This is a genomic window from Streptomyces sp. NPDC058964 (assembly GCF_042741275.1).
In the GTDB taxonomy this organism is placed as follows: domain Bacteria; phylum Actinomycetota; class Actinomycetes; order Streptomycetales; family Streptomycetaceae; genus Streptomyces.
In genome coordinates, this window is the sequence record NZ_JBHYKH010000124.1 from 1 (window position 1) to 17,940 (window position 17,940).

Genomic DNA, 17,940 nt, shown 5'->3' on the forward strand with positions numbered 1-17,940 from the left:
CTCGTCAACTGACAGAACGAGTTCCATCCGGCCCGGGAGGGGAGAACCCCCGGTTCCGGTACCGGAACGGGGGCTTCTTCGTCTGGCTTCGGCAGCCGTCACATGCCTCAGTGGGCGTGGCCGTGACCGTGGCCGTGACCGGCCTCGGCCGGCTCCTCTTCCTTCTTCTCGACGACCAGGGTCTCGGTCGTGAGGAGGAGGGAGGCGATGGAGGCGGCGTTCTCCAGGGCGGAGCGGGTGACCTTCACCGGGTCGATGACACCGGACTTGACCAGGTCGCCGTACTCGCCGGTGGCGGCGTTGAAGCCCTGGCCCTTCTCGAGCTCGGCGACCTTGGAGGTGATGACGTAGCCCTCCAGGCCGGCGTTCTCGGCGATCCAGCGCAGCGGCTCGACGACCGCGCGGCGGACGACGGCGACACCGGTGGCCTCGTCACCGGTCTTGCCGAGGTTGCCCTCGAGGACCTTGACGGCGTGGACCAGCGCGGAGCCACCACCGGAGACGATGCCCTCCTCGACCGCGGCGCGGGTCGCGGAGATGGCGTCCTCCAGACGGTGCTTCTTCTCCTTCAGCTCCACCTCGGTGGCGGCGCCGACCTTGATCACGCACACGCCGCCGGCCAGCTTCGCGAGGCGCTCCTGGAGCTTCTCGCGGTCCCAGTCGGAGTCGGTGTTCTCGATCTCGGCCTTGATCTGCGCGACGCGGCCGTGCACGTCCTCGGAGTTGCCGGCGCCGTCGACGATCGTGGTGTCGTCCTTGGTGACGGTGACGCGGCGGGCGGAACCGAGCACGTCCGGGCCGACCTGGTCGAGCTTGAGGCCGACCTCCTCGGAGATGACGGTGGCGCCGGTGAGGATGGCCATGTCCTGCAGCATCGCCTTGCGGCGGTCGCCGAAGCCGGGGGCCTTGACCGCGGTGGCGTTGAAGGTGCCGCGGATCTTGTTGACGACCAGGGTCGACAGGGCCTCGCCCTCGACGTCCTCGGCGATGATCAGCAGCGGCTTGGAGGCGTTGGCCTGGATGATCTTCTCCAGCAGGGGCAGCAGGTCCGCGATGGCGGAGATCTTGCCCTGGTGGATGAGGATGTACGGCTCGTCGAGGACGGCCTCCATGCGCTCCTGGTCCGTCACGAAGTACGGCGACAGGTAGCCCTTGTCGAAGGCCATGCCCTCGGTGAAGTCGAGCTCCAGACCGAAGGTGTTGGACTCCTCGACGGTGATGACACCGTCCTTGCCGACCTTGTCCATCGCCTCGGCGATGAGCTCGCCGACCTGCTGGTCCTGGGCGGACAGCGCGGCGACGGCGGCGATGTCGGACTTCTCCTCGATCGGGCGCGCCGAGGCGAGCAGGTCATCGGAGACGGCCTTGACCGCGGCGTCGATGCCCTTCTTCAGGGCAGCCGGGGAGGCACCGGCGGCGACGTTCCTCAGGCCCTCGCGGACGAGCGCCTGGGCCAGCACGGTGGCGGTGGTGGTGCCGTCACCAGCGATGTCGTTGGTCTTGGTCGCCACCTCCTTCACCAGCTGGGCGCCGAGGTTCTCGTACGGGTCCTCGATCTCGACCTCGCGGGCGATGGTGACGCCGTCGTTGGTGATGGTGGGAGCGCCGAACTTCTTGTCGATGACGACGTTGCGGCCCTTGGGGCCGATCGTCACCTTGACCGTGTCGGCAAGCTTGTTGACGCCGCGCTCGAGGGCGCGACGGGCGTCCTCGTCGAACTTCAGGATCTTCGCCATGACAGCGTGAGCCCTCTCGGAAATCTTGGGTGAAAGAAAACTGCGCCCCGGGCGCCCGGCTACTTATCGGTCGCGGGGCCAGGGGCGCAGCTCAAAGCAACTAAGTGTGCTTCGCGGTGAATTACTTCTCGACGATCGCGAGCACGTCGCGGGCCGAGAGGACGAGGTACTCCTCGCCGTTGTACTTCACCTCGGTGCCGCCGTACTTGCTGTAGAGAACGACGTCGCCGACCTTGACGTCGAGCTCGACACGCTTGCCGTCCTCGATGCGGCCCGGGCCCACGGCCAGGACGACGCCCTCCTGGGGCTTCTCCTTGGCGGTGTCCGGAATGACCAGGCCCGAAGCCGTGGTCTGCTCGGCGTCGAGCGGCTGGACCACGATGCGGTCCTCGAGCGGCTTGATGGCAACCTTGGAGCTGGCGGTCGTCACGATCCGACCTCCCCCTTCGGAGATCTCACGGGGTTAACTGTCTGAGGTGGCGACCAGGTGGATCCGTCGTCGCGGGTGCCGGACCTGCCCGTCGCGTTGTTGGCACTCTCCAGGGGGGAGTGCCAGAGCCGAGACTATGACCGCGATTAGCACTCGGTCAAGCGGAGTGCCAATTGCCCGCGGCGCGGCGCGGGGTTTTCGGTCCCCTGGCCCAGATGTCCCCCCGAAGGCTGCCGCCCCCGCGGCCGTGGATCCCGGTCAGCCGGATGTCACAGGTAGTCCTCCAGCCGACCGACCGTCAGGCCCCGGGACTGGGCCCGGCGCAGCAGGCGGACCGTGCGGTCGCACAGGGTGGTGCCGGCCGGCTCGTCCGGGCCGACCTGGACGATGTCTCCCGGGCGCAGATGCCTGGCGCCGTGGGTGTAGGTGATGCCGTCGGCGCTCGTCGCGGCCCGCCACAGGACCACCGCCGAGACTCCGCAGTCGGCGGCCGCGCGCAGAGTGGTCCTGTCGTACTTCCCGTCGGGCGGGCGGAAGAGGCGGGGGCGGTGGCCGAAGCGGGCCTCGAGGCTCTGCTGCTCGCCGCAGATCTCGGCGCGCTGGGCGGCGTACGGCAGCCCGTGCAGCGAGGAGCGGTCGAGGGTGTGGCTCTGGACGCGGGCGCCCGCCGACTGCAGTCCGGCGAAGTGGCGGTACCCGGCGCCGGCGACGCTGCCGGTGAGGAACACGCTGACCGGGAGCCGCAGTTCGCGGACCATGTCGACGAAGCGGGGCTCCTTCTCGGCGCCCCCGTCGTAGGTGAGGAAGACGACACGGTCGCGGGTGCGGACGCGGTCGAGGACCGGTGGCAGGTCACGGTCGGACCTCTGGGAGGCCGAGGGGCGTGCCGAGGGCGTCGGGGCCGGGGCGAGCGGGGCCTGCAGGCCCCAGCGGCGGTAGGCCTGCTCCGCCGTGCGGCCGTGCGGCCGTACCCCCTGGGCCGCCTTCTTGCCCAGCCGTTCGATGGGGTCGACGGACTGGGCGCAGCCGGTGAGGGGGGACAGGACGGCCGCGGTGAGTACGGCCGCCGTCAGCGCTCCGTGCCACCGCGCCGCCCTCGGCCGGATCACAGGTAGTCCTCCAGGCGCGCCACCGCGTACCCCTCGCGGGTGACCTTGTTCAGGAACCGGCGCATGTCGTCGACCATCGTCCCGTCCCAGTCCTGGCGGCCCCGGAAGTGGGTGAGCACGATGTCGCCGGGGTGCAGGCTCTCGTCGTCCTCGCGGTACTCCCAGTGGTCGACGTAGACCTCCTCGTCCCAGATCGGCGCGTACTTGATCCCGCAGGACTTGGCGGCGCGCAGGGTGTCCCCGTTGTAGTTGCCGTAGGGCGGGCGGAAGACGGTGGGGCTCTTGCCGAACCACTTCTTCATCACGTCCTGCATGCCGCAGATCTCGTCCTTCTGCTCCTCGTAGGACAGACCCGGCAGATAGGGGTGGTGGAGGGTGTGGTTGTCGAGGGTGATGCCCTGGGCCTGCATCTCCCTGAAGTACCCGTAGTCGTCCTTGATCAGGTAATTGCTCAGGAAGGCGGTGTAAGGGACCTTCAGATCGCTCATCATGCGCAGGAACGCCGGGTCCTTCTCGGCGCCGTCGTCGATGGTGAGGAAGACGACCTTCTGCTCGGTGGGGATCGTGGTGAAGACCGGGGGGAGGTTGTCCTCCTCCTGGCCGTCGACCTCGAAGCCGTCACGGGCCTTGATCTTCGGCTTGTGGGCGGGCGGCGCGGGCGGCATCAGGGGCACCTGCTCCAGGCCCCACTGCCGGGCGGCGGCCGCGAGGGCGGCACGGTCGGTCTTCAGACGGGCGGCGTAGGAGTCGAGGGCGCGGGCGGGAGGCGCCTGGAGGTTCTGCTGGCCCGGAGCCGGCCGCACACCGCTGTCCTGGCCCTGCCCCGCACAGCCGGAGACTCCGGCGGCGACGGCGAGCGCGGCGATGGCGGCACGGACACCGGCCCTCTTGAAGACCCGATTTTTGTCATTTTGTACGACTGCTCGCATGGTGCCGGATCCTCGCAGGCCCCGGCCCCGAACCCCGGCCGACACCGCCGCCGGAGGCGATCCGTCCACCGACTGGCCCACAATGACCCGGTGAACGACCTCCTCCCCTTCCGCTCACTGCTCACCCCCGAGGGCCGGGCCCTCCTCGACGAGGTCCGCGGCACGGCCCCCGCCGACGAACTCGCCGTCGCCACCCGCTTGCGCCGCGAGCACCCCGCCGAGCTGGTGTCGGCGGCCCTCGGCCAGGCCCGGTTGCGGCAGCGCGCGGCGGCCAAGTTCGGGACGGAGGACGCCGAGCGGATGTTCTTCACCCCCAACGGGGTCGAGCAGTCCACACGGACGAGCGTGGCGGCGTACCGGGCCCGACGGATGAAGGACCTGGGCGTCACCTCCGTCGCCGACCTGTGCTGCGGCATCGGGGGTGACGCGATCGCCCTCGCGCGCGCCGGGATCCAGGTGCTCGCGGTGGACCGGGATCCGCTGACGGCGCAGGTGGCCCGGGCGAACGCGGACGCGCTGGGGCTGGCCGGGCTCATCGAGGTCCGGGAGGCGGACGTCACGGAGGTCGACACGGCCGCGTACGACGCCGTGTTCGTCGACCCGGCACGGCGTGGAGGCCGGGGACGGATCTTCGATCCGGAGGCGTACTCCCCGCCGCTGTCGTGGGCGGTGGGCGCCGCGTCGGCGGCCCGCGTCGCCGCGTTGAAGATCGCCCCCGGCATCCCCCACGAGACGGTCCCGGCCGGCGCCGAGGCCGAGTGGATCTCCGACGGCGGGGACGTGAAGGAGGCGGTGCTGTGGTTCGGGGCCGGGCTCCGGCCGGGCGCCGTGCGGGCCACGCTGCTGCCGGGGCCGCGGACGCTGCTCGGACGGGGGCTGCCGGATCCCCAAGTGCGGCCCGTGGGACGGTACCTGTACGAGCCCGACGGGGCCGTCATCCGGGCGCATCTGGTCGCCGAGGTCGCCGAGTCGGTCGGCGGCGGGCGCGTCGACGAGACCAACGCCTACGTCACGGCGGACGAGCTGCGGCCGACGCCGTACGCGTCCGCCTACGAGATCACCGATCAACTCCACTTCAACGTGAAGAAGTTGAAGGCTCTGCTGCGGGAGCGGGAGGTGGGCACGCTGACCGTGAAGAAGCGGGGGTCGGCCGTGGAGCCCGAGGAGTTGCGGCGGAAGGTCAAGCCCCAGGGGCCCAACTCGGCGACGGTGTTCCTCACCCGCGTCGCGGGAGCCCCGACGATGCTGCTCGGGGCGCCCGTGAACGGCTGAGTGCCTGGTGCGTGGCCGTGCCCGCAGCGGGGACGGGTCCGGCCCGCCGACGACCGGGCTCACACGAGGGCGGCCGCGCGCCTCACTGACCGGGCAGGGAACGGAGTCTGGTCAGCAGCAGCTGCCGCTCCCGCTCGTTGCGTGCCAGCCCTGCCGCCCGGACGAGTTCCGCACGCGCCTCCGCCGTACGCCCGAGGCGGGCCAGCAGGTCGCCGCGGACGCTGGGCAGCAGATGGTAGTCGCGCAGCGCGGGTTCGGCGCGGAGGGCGTCGACGATCTCCAGGGCCGGGCCCGGCCCGTCGGCCATCGACACGGCGACGGCGCGGTTCAGCTCCACGACCGGGGACGGGGCACGCCCGGCGAGCAGGCCGTAGAGGGCCGCGATGGCCGCCCAGTCGGTCTCCTCGTAGGAGTACGCGTGGGCGTGGCAGGCGGCGATCGCCGCCTGGAGGGCGTACGGGCCGGGGGCGGCGGTGGAAGCGGCGTCCGCGCGGGCGAGGGCCTTGATGCCGCGGGCGATGAGCATGCGGTTCCAGCGGCCGCGGTTCTGGTCCTTGAGGAGGACCGGCTCGCCATCGGGACCGGTGCGGGCGGCGGCACGGGACGCCTGGAACTCCAGGAGGGAGGTCAGCGCGTGGACCTCCGGCTCCTTCGGCATGAGGGAGGAGAGGAGGCGGGCCAGGCGCAGGGCGTCCTCGCACAGGGCGGGACGCAGCCAGTCGTCCCCGGCCGTGGCCGCGTACCCCTCGTTGAAGATCAGGTAGATGACGTCGAGGACGGAGCCGAGACGGGCCTCGCGGTCGGGGCCGTACGGCACCTCGAAGGCGACGTTCCTCGTCGCCAGCGTCCTCTTCGCGCGGACGATCCGCTGGGCGACCGTCGGCTCGGGGACGAGGAACGCGCGGGCGATCTCGGGTGTCGTCAGACCGCCCAGCAGACGCAGGGTGAGGGCGATGCGGGCCTCGGGGGACAGCACCGGATGGCAGGCGGTGAAGACCAGGCGGAGCAGGTCGTCGTCGATGTCCTCCGGGTCGGCCGGCCCCTCCGCCGGGGCGGTGGTCTCCAGGTCGCGGCCGATCTCCGCCAGCTTGCGGGCGTAGCGCTCCCGGCGGCGGACCAGGTCGACGGCACGGTGGCGGGCGGCGGCCATGAGCCAGGCGCCGGGATTGTCGGGCACGCCGTCCACGGGCCACCGCTCCAGCGCCGCGACCAGGGCGTCCTGCGCCAGTTCCTCCGCGATACCGACGTCCCGGACGATGCGGGCGACGCCCGCGATGATGCGCGGCGACTCCAGACGGAAGACGGTCTCGATCGCGTGCCCGGCGCCGGGCTGCCCGGTGGGCTGCTCTTCCACAGCCCACCATGCAACACCCATGCCGGGCGTTCGCCAAGGAACGCTCAGCCCTCGGCGATCTCCCGCACCTCGCAGTTCACCGTCCAGTGCTCCTCGTGCACCTTCAGGAACCGCTTGGTCCACTCCAGGGCTTCCGCCTTGTCCTTGCACTGCATGATCGCGTAGCCGCCGACGACCTCCTTGGCCTCGGTGAACGGCCCGTCGGTGACGGAGAGCTCGCCGCCCTCCCAGTGCACCCGGGTGCCCTGGGCGGAAGGCGTCAGACCGGCGGTGTCGAGCATCACCCCGGCCTTGGTGATCTCCTCGATCAGCTCGCCCATCCGCTGCATCAGCTCGGGGCTGGGCCCCTCCGCCGGGGCGGTGGACTCGTCGATCCGCACGAGCGACAGATAGCGGGGCATGGTGACTCCTTCGGTAAAGGGGGCGGGGCCGTCCCCGCCTCTCACCCGTGCGTCGAACGGGAGACACCCGGATCGACACGCTCCCGGAAAATTTTCGGAGATTTTTCCGGGAGTCCGTCCCATTGGGTGTTTCCGCAGGTCGTACGGCGGTTCGGCGGCCTGTTGCGCCTCAGCGCAAGGACTCCCACAGCTCACTCGCCGCCGGCTCCCGCGCCACCACCCGGTTGTGGTCGGAGGGCGCCGTCACCACCGGCATCATCACCGTCCTCACGTTGTCCGAGGACAGGCCCTTCAGGCTCCGGCCCAGGCTCATCAGCTCCTCCAGGGAGTCGAGGCCGGTGTCCGTGGTCAGGCCGGCGGTGACCGCGTCGGCCACCCGGTAGAGCCTGGCCGGGTCGGTGAGCAGGTCGGTGGAGGCGATCTGCTCCAGCAGGGCCTTCACCAGCTTCTGCTGGAGGCCTATGCGTCCCAGGTCGCTGCCGTCGCCTATGCCGTGCCGGGTGCGGGCCAGGGCCAGCGCCCGCTTGCCGTCGAGCCGGTGGGTGCCCGCCGCGAGGTGCAGATGGCTCATGTCGTCGTCGATGTCCTGGCCGGTGGTGACGGTGACCCCGCCGAGGGCGTTCACCAGCTTCGCGAAGCCCGAGAAGTCGATCTCGATGTAGTGGTCCATGCGGACACCCGTGACCGACTCGACCGTCTTGACCGCGCACACCGGGCCGCCCACCGAGTAGGCGCTGTTGAACATCGAGCCGTACGCCACCGCCGTCGAGCCCCCGGACGGCAGCGGGCAGGACGGACGGGTGACCAGCGTGTCGCGCGGGATGCTGACGACCGTGGCCCTGGTACGGCCCGCGTCGATGTGCACCACCATGGCCGTGTCGGAGCGGGCCCCCGAGCTGTCGCCGCCGCCGAGTTCCCGGTTCGCCCTGCCGCTGCGCGAGTCCGAGCCCAGGACCAGGATGTTGAGGGCCTCGGTCGGCAGCGGGGACGCGGTGGCCGAGGCGGAGGCCGACGGTGTGACGACCGCCTTCGCCGGTCGGTCGTCGCCGAGGGCGTTGTCGATGTCGACGCTCTTGATGTTGTTGTCGAGGTGCCAGTACGCCCAGCCCGCGGCCGCGATGCCCAGTACCAGTGCCCCCGCCAGGGTCAGACCGGCGGCCTTCAGCGCTCTCGACCGCCTGCCCGACCGTCTGTCCTCGTCGCCGTTCTTGTCGTGTCCGGTCACGGGCAGGAACGTAAGTCCGAATTATTAGGGGACTGTTAGGAGAAGCGGTGCGCGACGGTTTTTCTTCGGGGAATCTCACGCTTCTCAGGCCCGTCTCAGTCCGGACTCGGCCCACGGTCACCACGGGCGCGTGTCGGTGGCGTGGGCGGCCGGGCCGTGACCAACAGGGCGCCGAGCACCGCGGAGCAGGGCCCACACCGCTCCTGGTGACAAGCCCGTCCAGAGATCCCACCGCGGACGACTCCGAAATTTTCGGTTGCGCAGCCGATTGACTTCGAAATGACTTCGACGGAGTGCGGGGGCGCTCGCACCACTCGTCAATACGTCAACTTCCGGCCAACGGCGTCACCGGGCAGAGGCGCCGCCGTGCTGCTGCGCACCACCAGGCTGGTCGCCAGCTCCACCCGGGTCGCCGTCGAGGAATCGTCGTCGCGCCCCAGGTCGAGCACCAGCCTGGCCGCCGCCTCGGCCATCTCCGTCAGCGGCTGGCGAACGGTCGTCAGCGGCGGCCCCACCCAGCGGGCCACCGGCAGATCGTCGAAGCCGACCACGCTCAGGTCCTCCGGAATGCGCAGACCCAGCTCGCGTGCCGCCTCGTACAGGCCGAGCGCCTGGAGGTCGTTGCCCGCGAAGACGGCGGTGGGCCGGTCCGGACGGCGCAGCAGCTCGAGGCCCAGCCGGTAGCCCGCCTCGTGGTGGAAGTCCCCGGCCTTGATCAGCCCCTGGTCGACCGGCAGCCCGGCCGTCTCCAGCGCCGCCCGGTAGCCGTCCACCCGGGCGCGGCTGCACATCATCCGGGACGGTCCGCTGATCGCGCCGATGCGGGTGTGGCCCAGTTCGACGAGGTGACGGGTGGCGGCGAGGCCGCCCTGCCAGTTGGTGGCGCCGATGGAGGGCACGTCGGCGCCCGGGTCGCCGGCCGGGTCCATCACCACGAACGGGATGGACCTGCTGGTCAGCAGCGCGCGCTGGGACTCGTCGAGCCCTGACAGCACCAGGATCACGCCGTGCGGGCGGCGGGCGGCGACCTGGTCGGCCCAGGACCGGCCGGGGGTGAGCCGCCCGGCGGACTCGGACAGCACGACGCTCAGGCCCGCGTCCCGGGCCACGTTCTCCACGCCCCGGATGACCTCCATCGCCCAGGCGCTCTCCAGCTCGTGGAAGACCAGGTCGATCAGCGGCGAGCGGGAAGCCTCGGCCCGCCGGCGCCGGTAGCCGTAGGTGCGCAGCAGCTCCTCGACACGAGTGCGGGTCGCCGGGGCGACGTCGGCACGGCCGTTGAGAACCTTCGAAACAGTCGGAGCGGACACGCCGGCCTCGCGGGCGATTTCGGCGAGTGTCGCTGTCTGCGTTTCTGCGGGCTTCGGAGACTTCATGCCCGCGATCGTATCCCTGCGCGACCCCTTGACGAAGCCCCCGTATGGCCATACGTTCCCCGGAACATTCGAGATGTTGATCGAAACATTCGTACGAGAGGTGCTCTCATGGAGTCCCAGACGTCCAACGGCGGGCGTACCTTCAGCAGGCGCTGGGTGCTCGGCGCCGGTGCCACCACCCTGCTCACCGCCGGACTCTCGGCCTGCGGCTCCTCCGGCGGATCCGGCAACGGCGGCGGTACTCTCACCGCCTTCGTGTACGGCGACGACGCGGTGAAGGTGCAGGTCAAGGCGGTCAACCGGTTCAACGCGTCGGCGGCCGCGAAGAAGGCCAAGGGCAAGGTCAAGCTGCAGAAGGTGCCCGGCTCGGACTACCCGGCCAAGCTCCGCACGGCGATGGGCTCGCCCAACGCGCCCGACCTGTTCTTCAACTGGGGCGGCGGCTCGATCAAGGCGTACAAGGAAGCGAACCAGCTGGTCGACCTCACCGACACCATCAAGTCCGACCCGGTCCTCAAGGCCGGCTTCCTGCCCTCGGTCCTCGCGGCGGGCGGCCTGAGCGGCCGCAACTACGGCATCCCCATGCGCGGCATGCAGCCGGTGATCCTCTTCTACAACAAGGCGGTCTTCGCCGAGCACAAGCTCCAGCCGCCCACCACCTTCGACCAGCTGCTGGACATCAACGGCAAGCTGAAGAAGGCCGGCATCACCCCCTTCGCCCTCGGCGGCGCCGACATCTGGCCCGAGCTGATGTGGCTGGAGTACCTGACCGACCGCATCGGCGGACCCGAGGTCTTCGACAAGATCAAGAACGGCGACTCCTCCGGCTGGGGCGACCCGGCCGTCCTCAAGGCCGCCCAGACGGTCAGGCAGCTCATCGACGACGGCGCCTTCGGCAAGGGCTTCAGCTCGGTGTCGTACGTCAACGGAGGCGCGCCCGCGGTCTTCGCCAAGGGCAAGGCGGCGATGCACCTGATGGGCTCCTGGGAGTACTCGACGCAGCTCGGCAAGTTCCCGGACTTCGCCAAGAAGAACCTGGGCTGGTGCGCCTTCCCGAAGGTCGAGGGCGGCGCCGGCGACATCCGCAACGTCGTCGGCAACCCCACCAACTACTGGTCCGTGAACGCCCGTACGTCCAACAAGGACGCGGCGATCGCGTTCCTGCGCGACTGCGCGTCCGAGGCGTACGCCAAGGACCTGGTGGCCAACGGCGACATCCCCGCCACGACCAACGCGGAGAAGCTCCTCGACGCATCGCCGAACCCCGAGTTCGCCAAGTTCCAGTACCAGATGGTGCAGCAGGCCCCGGCCTTCACGCTGAGCTGGGACCAGGCGGTGGACCCGAGCGTCTCCACGCCGATGCTCACCGAGATCAACAAGCTGTTCGTGGGCAAGTCCTCGCCGAGCCAGTTCGTGTCGGCGCTCCAGGGGCTGAAGTGAGCTCGACGGCACTGAAGGGCGGCCCGAGGGGCAGGGCGGGCCGCCCGCACGCCGCCTGGGCCCTGCCCGCCGTCCTGTTCTTCACGTTCTTCGCGGTCGCGCCCATGGCCCTGGCGTTCTACCTGTCCTTCACCAAGTGGAACGGCCTGGGCGACCCGCAGCCGGTGGGCCTCGCCAACTGGCGGAAGCTCCTGAACGACGACCGCCTCACCCAGTCCCTCACGGTCACCGTCCTGCTCACCCTGGCGAGCTGGGCCTTCCAGACGGTCGTGTCCCTGCTGCTCGGCGTGTGGGCGGCGGGCCGCCAGCGCAACCGCGCGATCCTGTCGGCGGTCTTCTTCGTCCCGTTCCTGCTGTCCTCGACGGCGATCTCGCTGCTGTTCTACGCGCTGCTCGACCCGAACTTCGGCATCATCCAGAAGGACACCCTCGGCTCGACCAGCGGCGCCTTCCTCGCGATCGTCTTCGTCGGCGGCTGGCAGTTCATCCCCTTCCACACCCTGATCTACCAGGGCGGGGCACGGCAGATCCCCGAGGTCCTGTACCAGGCGGCCGCGATCGACGGCGCCGGCCGCTACCGCCAGTTCTTCTCGATCACGCTCCCGCAGCTCCGCAACACGGCGACGACGTCGAGCGTGCTGATGATCGTCGGCTCGCTGACGTACTTCGAGACCGTCCTGATCCTCACCCAGGGCGGTCCCGGCACCGACACGGCGATCCTGCCGTACCTGATGTACGAGGCGGGCTTCAAGAGCTACGACTTCGGCTACGCCAGCGCCGTCGCGTCCTTCCTGGTGGTGGCGGCCACGGCGCTCTCCCTGGTCATGGTGAGACTCACCGGCTTCGGCGCGATGCGCAGTACACGGGAAGGAATGTGACGGAGTGTCGCACGATACGTTGCCGCGTCCCGTGAAGACCGACGAGCCGCCGACCGGGCCGGCCGCCGTACACCGCCGCAGGCACTGGACCAGGCGCCCCAACCCTCTGGCCGGCCTGGGCTCGCTCGTCTGGCTGGCGGTCGTGATCGTCCCGATCTACGCGATGATCTCGGCCTCGCTCACCCGCCAGGACGAGGCACTGGGCAACAACGCCCTGAAACCGCCCTCCGACCCGACCCTGGACAACTACAACACCGTCCTGCACAACGGCTTCGGCCACTTCCTGGCGAACACGGCGGTCGTGGCGGCGGCGGTCGTGGCGATCGTCCTGGTCCTCTGCGTCCCGCTCGCCTACGTCGCCGTACGCACCCGGAACGTGTGGTCGGGATCGGCGTTCCGGCTGTTCCTGCTGGGCGTGGCCATCCCGGCGCAGGCCGTGGTGGTCCCCCTCTATCTGATGATCGCGAAGCTGAACCTCTACGACAGCCTCCTGGCGGTCGTCCTGCCGACGGCGGCCTTCGCGATGCCGGTGTCGGTGCTGATCCTCACCGGCACGCTGAGGGACATCTCCGAGGAGCTGTACGAGGCGATGGCGCTGGACGGCGCCTCACCCACCCGCATGCTGTTCCAGCTGGTCGTCCCACTGGCCAAGGGCGGAATCAGCACGGTCGTCATCTACTCCGCCCTCCAGGCCTGGAACGGCTTCCTCTTCCCCCTGATCTTCACCCAGTCCGACGGCCCGCGCGTGCTGACGCTGGGCCTGTTCAACTACGTGAGCCAGTTCGGCGTGAACATCCCCGCCCTGCTCGCCTCCGTCGTCCTCTCCGGTATCCCGATCTTCGCCGTGTACCTGGTGGCGCGCCGCGCGCTGGTGGGCGGCCTGATGGGCGTGGGCGGCAAGTGATCACACCTATCCCGACAGGAGTTTCATGAGCACCGCTCCTTGGCGCGACCCCGCCCTGCCCGCCGCCACCCGCGTCGACGACCTGCTCTCCCGGATGACCCTGGAGGAGAAGACGGCACAGCTGTACGGCGTGTGGGTGGGCGCCGCCACGGACGGCGACGGAGTCGCCCCGCTCCAGCGCGAGATGACCTCCGACTACGACTGGGACGAGCTGATCACCCTCGGCCTCGGCCAGCTCACCCGCTCCTTCGGCACGGCCCCCGTGGACCCGGCTCTGGGTGCGCAGGCGCTGGCCCGCGCCCAACGCCGGATCGCCGCCGCGGGCCGCTTCGGCATTCCGGCGGTCGCCCACGAGGAGTGCCTGGCGGGGTTCACTGCCTGGAAGGCGACGGCGTACCCGGTCCCGCTGGCCTGGGGCGCGACCTTCGACGCGCCGCTCGTCGAGGAACTGGGCCGGCGCATCGGCGACGACCTGCGCTCGGTCGGTGTCCACCAGGGCCTGGCCCCGGTTCTGGACGTGGTCCGCGACCCGCGCTGGGGCCGGGTGGAGGAGACGATCGGCGAGGACCCGTACCTGGTCGGCACGATCGGCACGGCGTACGTGCGCGGGCTGGAGTCGGCCGGGATCGTCGCCACGCTCAAGCACTTCGCCGGGTACGCGTCCTCGGCGGGCGCGCGCAATCTGGCCCCGGTGCGGGCGGGCGTGCGCGAGCTCGCCGACGTGACCCTCCCGCCGTTCGAGATGGCACTGCGCGAGGGCGGCGCCCGCTCGGTGATGGCGGCCTACAACGAGACGGACGGCGTGCCCGCCTCGGCCGACCCGCGCCTGCTGACCGAACTCCTGCGCGAGGAGTGGGGATTCACGGGCACGGTGGTGGCGGACTACTTCGGCATCGGCTTCCTGGAGACTCTGCACCGGGTGGCCGCGAGCCCGGCCGAGGCGGCGCGCCTGGCGCTGGAGGCCGGCATCGACGTCGAGCTGCCCACGCTGAAGTGCTACGGAAAGCCGCTGGTGGCGGCCGTACGCGAGGGAGCGGTCCCGGAGTCGCTGGTGGACCGGGCGGCCCGCCGGGTGCTGCTGCAGAAGTGCGAGCTGGGCCTCCTGGACGAGGACTGGCAGCCGGAGACCGAGGGCCCGGTGGACCTGGACTCGACGGCGAACCGGGCCCTGGCCCGCCGGCTGGCGGAGGAGTCCGTGGTCCTCCTGGACAACCCGGACGGCCTGCTGCCGCTGTCCCCCGACACCCGTATCGCGGTGGTCGGCCCGCGGGCGGCGGACGCCCTCGCGATGCTGGGCTGCTACTCCTTCCCGTCCCACGTCCTCGCCCACCACCCCGACGTCCCGACGGGGGTCGACATCCCCACGGTCCTCGACTCCCTGCGCGCCGAACTCCCGGACGCCAAGGTGACGTTCGCGGAGGGCTGCGGGGTGTCGGACCCGGACACCTCCGGCTTCGCGGAGGCGGTGGCGCGGGCGTCGGAGGCGGACGTGTGCGTGGCCGTTCTGGGTGACCGGGCCGGACTGTTCGGCCGGGGCACCTCGGGCGAGGGCTGCGACGTGGCCGATCTCCGGCTCCCCGGTGTCCAGAGCGATCTGCTGGACGCGCTGGTGGGCACGGGTGTCCCCGTCGTCCTGGTGCTGCTGACCGGCCGCCCGTACGCGCTGGGCCGGTGGGACGGGCGGCTCGGAGCGGTGGTCCAGGCGTTCTTCCCGGGCGAGGAGGGCGGCCCCGCGGTGGCCGGCGTGCTGTCCGGCCGGGTGAACCCCTCGGGCCGTCTCCCGGTGAGCGTGCCGCGCGGGCCGGGAGGCCAGCCGTGGACGTATCTCCAGCCGCCGCTGGGCCTCGCTGGCGAGGTCAGCAATCTGGATCCGACCCCGCTGTACGCATTCGGCCACGGCCGCTCGTACACGACGTTCGCGTGGGAGGACTTCCGCGGCCAGGCGGGGCCGGAGGCGGAGATCGCGACGGACGGTTCGTACGACGTGTCGGTGACCGTCCGCAACACGGGCGACCGCGACGGGGCGGAGGTCGTCCAGCTGTATCTGCACGACCCGGTGGCCTCGGTGACCCGCCCGGACGTCCGTCTGATCGGCTACCGGCGCCTGGAGCTGTCGCCCGGGGAGTCCCGCCGGGTGACCTTCCGCTTCCACGCCGACCTCTCCGCGTTCACCGACCGCTCCGGCACGAGGATCGTCGAACCGGGCGCCCTGGAAATGCGGTTGGGCACGTCCAGCGCGGAGGTACGGCACACGGCACGGCTCACACTCACGGGCCCGGCCCGCGCCCTGGACACGAACCGGCGGCTACGGTGCGACACGGAGGTGTCCCCGGCACGATGAGTCCGCGGACACCTCCTCGAAGCCGGCCCGGCCGACGCCGCGGGGAGCGGACCGGCCCGCTCCCCGGTGAACGCCCGCCGGGTCAGGCCCCCAGTCGCTCGGTCAGGCCCAGTTGCGACAGGATGGCGCCCGTGTCGAGATAGGCACGGGCCTCCTGGACCTTGCCGTCCTTGACCTCGTAGATGTCGCACGCGTGCACGGTGACGTGCCGTCCCGTGGCGGGGACCGTCCCGGCGTGCAGGACCAGGTCGCCGGTCTGTGTGCCGTCCCCGGTGTACTCGACGACCACCGTGTCGCCCTGAGCCGTGAGGTGGTCGAGCCTGAACTTGCCGTCGGGCATGGCGTCGAACAGGGCCTTCGCGAGCTTGGTGAAGCCTTCGGGGCCCTGGAGAGTCCTGCCGCTGCCCTCCTCCACGAGGGTGCAGTCGGGGGCGACCGCCCCCGCGATGGCGTCGTAGTCGCGGTCGTTCCACGCCTTGAAGAGGTCACGGACGAACGTTTCGTTGTCTGGCATGAAAGCCTCCACCCCCTGTAGTGAGGCACCCCTCCCGCCCTGTCCCGAGTCGCCCTCTCCTTCCATGCTGACGCCCAGGTCCCGGTGGTGCATCCCGGCGGGACGGTTGGGAAGCCCTCCCGGCGCAGGGGCCGCTCGGGAGCGCCGGCGTTCTCCTTGCCTGCCTCGTGCACGGGACCGTGGGAGCGGACCGGCCGTGCGACGCCGCGCTCGGCCCGGGCACAGGGGGTGTGTTTCCACAAGACCCGTGACGCACGCGTTCAGGATGCGTTCAGGTCCGCACTGCCAGGGTCGGTGATCACCACCCCCCAACCACTGGCAGGAGCAGCACCCTTGACGACGACCAAGTCAGTGATGAAGAAGCTGCCCGAGGTCACCCTGGCGTTCTGGATCATGAAGATCGCCGCCACGACCCTGGGTGAGACGGCGGGCGACCTGTTCGCCCAGACGCTCAAGCTCGGCTATTTCCTCACCACGATCGCCCTGTTCCTGATCTTCGTGGTGACGCTGGTGATCCAGCTCCGCTCCTCGCGGTACAACCCGTTCTTCTACTGGACCGTGATCCTGTCCACCAGCATGGCCGGCACCACGATGTCCGACTTCATGAACCGGGACGCCAGCACCAAGTACCTCTCGAACGGCGCCACGAAGCTGGGCTGGGGCCCACAGGGTCTCGGACTCGGCTACCCCGCCGGTGCCGCGATCCTGATCTCGATCCTGCTGGCGATCTTCCTGGCCTGGAAGCTGAGCGGGATGACCTTCGAGATCCGCGACATCGTCACCTTCCGGGGCGAGGCGCTGTTCTGGTCGGCGATCCTGGTCTCCAACACCCTCGGCACCTCGATGGGCGACTTCCTGTCGGACAGCTCCGGCCTGGGCTACCTGGGCGGCGCGGCCCTGGTCACCGGTGTACTGCTGGTCCTGGTCCTGCTGATGAAGGCCCCGGCGGTCCCGAACGTCCTGCTCTTCTGGATCGCCTTCGTCCTGACCCGCCCGCTGGGCGCGACGGCCGGCGACCTCCTCACCAAGCCGACCGCCAAGGGCGGCCTCGACCTGGGTACGGCGGGTTCCTCGGCCGTCCTGCTCGCGGCGCTGATCGGGCTGATGGTCCACGCCCACGTCCAGGAACGCCGGACACCGGCCCTGGCGGCCATGGGCCCGGAGGCGGAGGCCACCCACCCCCAGCAGGCAACCCGCTCCTGACCGCGAGACCGCGCCCGACCGGCGAACGGTGCTAGGCCGAGCCCAGCGACTCGAAGCGCCAGCGGTGCACGGGGCGGGTGACCAGGCCGGTGGGCGGGTCCGCGAGTTCGGGCAGCTCGGCGTCGTACGGCGCGTCCCACCAGGTGACGACCAGCACCCGGTCCTGAGGGGCGCGGAAGGTCTCGCGGCGCAGTGGGGTGCCGGACAGCTCCTGTGCCCGGGCCCAGGCGAGGAGTTCCCCGCCCCGGCCCTGCGTCGCCCGCGCCTCCCACATCAGCGCGACCGTCACGAGTACAGGTTCTCCTTGCTGACCTCGTGCACATGGTCGTGCGAGTGGCCCGGCACATGAGGGTCCGTCACCGGCAGCGAGGAGTCCGCGGACAGGTCCCAGCCGGACGCCGCCCGTCCGCGCGCGACCATCTCCGCACCCAGGGCGGCCACCATCGCGCCGTTGTCCGTGCACAGCTTGGGGCGGGGGACGCGCAGGCGGATGCCCGCCGCCTCGCAGCGCTCCTGCGCCAGAGCCCGCAGCCGGGAGTTGGCGGCCACACCGCCGCCGATCATCAGGTGGTCCACACCCTCGTCCTTGCAGGCGCGCACCGCCTTGCGGGTCAGGACGTCGACCACCGCCTCCTGGAAGGACGCCGCCACGTCACGCACCGGCACCTCCTCGCCCGCCGCCCGCCTGGCCTCGATCCAGCGGGCCACGGCCGTCTTCAGGCCGGAGAAGGAGAAGTCGTACGCCGGGTCGCGGGGGGCGGGGGGGGCTCGCCCCCGCCCACCGGGGGGGGCGGGGGGGGCGGCCCGGGGGCCCCCCCGGCTCAGGCC

Annotated in this window: 16 protein-coding genes and 1 pseudogene; 6 read left to right on the plus strand and 11 right to left on the minus strand. The window is 70.9% G+C overall.

Annotated elements, in window-relative coordinates; translation table 11 throughout:
* Positions 1-107 precede the first annotated feature (107 nt).
* The 4 genes from groL to ACFW2E_RS17600 form a co-directional block, all read right to left on the minus strand.
* Positions 108-1,736 (minus strand): chaperonin GroEL, encoded by a 1,629-nt coding sequence (groL, locus tag ACFW2E_RS17585; RefSeq protein ID WP_384467308.1) that lies wholly within the window; start codon positions 1,734-1,736, stop codon positions 108-110.
* A gap of 121 nt (positions 1,737-1,857) precedes the next feature.
* A complete protein-coding gene (gene groES / locus ACFW2E_RS17590; protein ID WP_263211703.1) occupies positions 1,858-2,166 on the minus strand; it encodes a co-chaperone GroES in 309 nt (102 codons plus the stop codon).
* A 269-nt stretch (positions 2,167-2,435) separates the two neighbouring features.
* Entirely contained in the window at positions 2,436-3,272 is an 837-nt protein-coding gene (locus ACFW2E_RS17595) for a polysaccharide deacetylase family protein (RefSeq protein WP_384467337.1), read from the minus strand.
* Complete coding sequence (locus ACFW2E_RS17600; protein WP_384467310.1) at positions 3,272-4,204, minus strand: polysaccharide deacetylase family protein; 933 nt, start codon at positions 4,202-4,204, stop codon at positions 3,272-3,274. Before ACFW2E_RS17600 ends, ACFW2E_RS17595 begins: the two co-directional genes overlap by 1 nt.
* Before the next feature lie 90 nt (positions 4,205-4,294).
* Here ACFW2E_RS17600 and ACFW2E_RS17605 point away from each other — a divergent pair, with 90 nt between their 5' ends.
* A complete protein-coding gene (locus ACFW2E_RS17605; protein ID WP_384467312.1) occupies positions 4,295-5,476 on the plus strand; it encodes a methyltransferase domain-containing protein in 1,182 nt (393 codons plus the stop codon).
* 82 nt (positions 5,477-5,558) lie between these two features.
* Here ACFW2E_RS17605 and ACFW2E_RS17610 read toward each other — a convergent pair whose 3' ends face one another.
* The 4 genes from ACFW2E_RS17610 to ACFW2E_RS17625 form a co-directional block, all read right to left on the minus strand.
* On the minus strand, positions 5,559-6,851 hold the full coding sequence (locus tag ACFW2E_RS17610; protein WP_384467314.1) for an RNA polymerase sigma factor: 1,293 nt from the start codon (positions 6,849-6,851) through the stop codon (positions 5,559-5,561).
* A gap of 23 nt (positions 6,852-6,874) precedes the next feature.
* On the minus strand, positions 6,875-7,231 hold the full coding sequence (locus tag ACFW2E_RS17615) for a YciI family protein (protein WP_384467315.1): 357 nt from the start codon (positions 7,229-7,231) through the stop codon (positions 6,875-6,877).
* Between the two features lie 169 nt (positions 7,232-7,400).
* Complete coding sequence (locus tag ACFW2E_RS17620) at positions 7,401-8,456, minus strand: LCP family protein (RefSeq protein WP_384467317.1); 1,056 nt, start codon at positions 8,454-8,456, stop codon at positions 7,401-7,403.
* 317 nt (positions 8,457-8,773) lie between these two features.
* On the minus strand, positions 8,774-9,832 hold the full coding sequence (locus ACFW2E_RS17625) for a LacI family DNA-binding transcriptional regulator (RefSeq protein ID WP_384467319.1): 1,059 nt from the start codon (positions 9,830-9,832) through the stop codon (positions 8,774-8,776).
* A gap of 108 nt (positions 9,833-9,940) precedes the next feature.
* Here ACFW2E_RS17625 and ACFW2E_RS17630 point away from each other — a divergent pair, with 108 nt between their 5' ends.
* From ACFW2E_RS17630 to ACFW2E_RS17645, 4 genes are read left to right on the plus strand one after another with little or no spacing between them, the layout of a single operon-like run.
* Complete coding sequence (locus ACFW2E_RS17630) at positions 9,941-11,272, plus strand: ABC transporter substrate-binding protein (protein ID WP_384467321.1); 1,332 nt, start codon at positions 9,941-9,943, stop codon at positions 11,270-11,272.
* Positions 11,269-12,150: a carbohydrate ABC transporter permease gene (locus ACFW2E_RS17635; protein ID WP_384467323.1), complete on the plus strand. Its 882-nt coding sequence runs from the start codon at positions 11,269-11,271 to the stop codon at positions 12,148-12,150. Before ACFW2E_RS17630 ends, ACFW2E_RS17635 begins: the two co-directional genes overlap by 4 nt.
* 31 nt (positions 12,151-12,181) lie before the next feature.
* Positions 12,182-13,054, plus strand: coding sequence for a carbohydrate ABC transporter permease (locus ACFW2E_RS17640; RefSeq protein ID WP_384467325.1), 873 nt, complete (start codon positions 12,182-12,184; stop codon positions 13,052-13,054).
* A 25-nt stretch (positions 13,055-13,079) separates the two neighbouring features.
* Positions 13,080-15,395: a glycoside hydrolase family 3 N-terminal domain-containing protein gene (locus tag ACFW2E_RS17645; protein WP_384467327.1), complete on the plus strand. Its 2,316-nt coding sequence runs from the start codon at positions 13,080-13,082 to the stop codon at positions 15,393-15,395.
* Between the two features lie 82 nt (positions 15,396-15,477).
* On the opposite strand, the gene ACFW2E_RS17650 is transcribed toward ACFW2E_RS17645, so the two are convergent.
* Positions 15,478-15,909: an ester cyclase gene (locus tag ACFW2E_RS17650; RefSeq protein ID WP_384467329.1), complete on the minus strand. Its 432-nt coding sequence runs from the start codon at positions 15,907-15,909 to the stop codon at positions 15,478-15,480.
* 333 nt (positions 15,910-16,242) lie between these two features.
* On the opposite strand from ACFW2E_RS17650, the gene ACFW2E_RS17655 reads away from it, so the two are divergent.
* Positions 16,243-17,112 carry a hypothetical protein gene (locus ACFW2E_RS17655; RefSeq protein WP_384467331.1) on the plus strand — a complete coding sequence of 290 codons (870 nt, stop codon included), beginning with the start codon at positions 16,243-16,245 and terminating at the stop codon, positions 17,110-17,112.
* Between the two features lie 31 nt (positions 17,113-17,143).
* On the opposite strand, the gene ACFW2E_RS17660 is transcribed toward ACFW2E_RS17655, so the two are convergent.
* Both ACFW2E_RS17660 and ACFW2E_RS17665 read right to left on the minus strand, forming a co-directional pair.
* On the minus strand, positions 17,144-17,401 hold the full coding sequence (locus ACFW2E_RS17660; protein WP_384467333.1) for a hypothetical protein: 258 nt from the start codon (positions 17,399-17,401) through the stop codon (positions 17,144-17,146).
* Positions 17,398-17,940, minus strand: a pseudogene (locus tag ACFW2E_RS17665) (tRNA (adenosine(37)-N6)-threonylcarbamoyltransferase complex transferase subunit TsaD); the annotation flags it as partial. The pseudogene ACFW2E_RS17665 and the gene ACFW2E_RS17660, both read right to left, overlap by 4 nt.

Excerpts from the sequence above, each read along its gene's own strand:
- ACFW2E_RS17625 (WP_384467319.1), bottom strand. The coding sequence starts at position 9,832 with ATGAAGTCTCCGAAGCCCGCAGAAACGCAGACAGCGACACTCGCCGAA.
- groL (WP_384467308.1), bottom strand. The coding sequence starts at position 1,736 with ATGGCGAAGATCCTGAAGTTCGACGAGGACGCCCGTCGCGCCCTCGAG.
- ACFW2E_RS17650 (WP_384467329.1), bottom strand. The coding sequence starts at position 15,909 with ATGCCAGACAACGAAACGTTCGTCCGTGACCTCTTCAAGGCGTGGAAC.
- ACFW2E_RS17645 (WP_384467327.1), top strand. The coding sequence starts at position 13,080 with ATGAGCACCGCTCCTTGGCGCGACCCCGCCCTGCCCGCCGCCACCCGC.
- ACFW2E_RS17630 (WP_384467321.1), top strand. The coding sequence starts at position 9,941 with ATGGAGTCCCAGACGTCCAACGGCGGGCGTACCTTCAGCAGGCGCTGG.
- ACFW2E_RS17615 (WP_384467315.1), bottom strand. The coding sequence starts at position 7,231 with ATGCCCCGCTATCTGTCGCTCGTGCGGATCGACGAGTCCACCGCCCCG.
- ACFW2E_RS17600 (WP_384467310.1), bottom strand. The coding sequence starts at position 4,204 with ATGCGAGCAGTCGTACAAAATGACAAAAATCGGGTCTTCAAGAGGGCC.
- ACFW2E_RS17610 (WP_384467314.1), bottom strand. The coding sequence starts at position 6,851 with ATGGGTGTTGCATGGTGGGCTGTGGAAGAGCAGCCCACCGGGCAGCCC.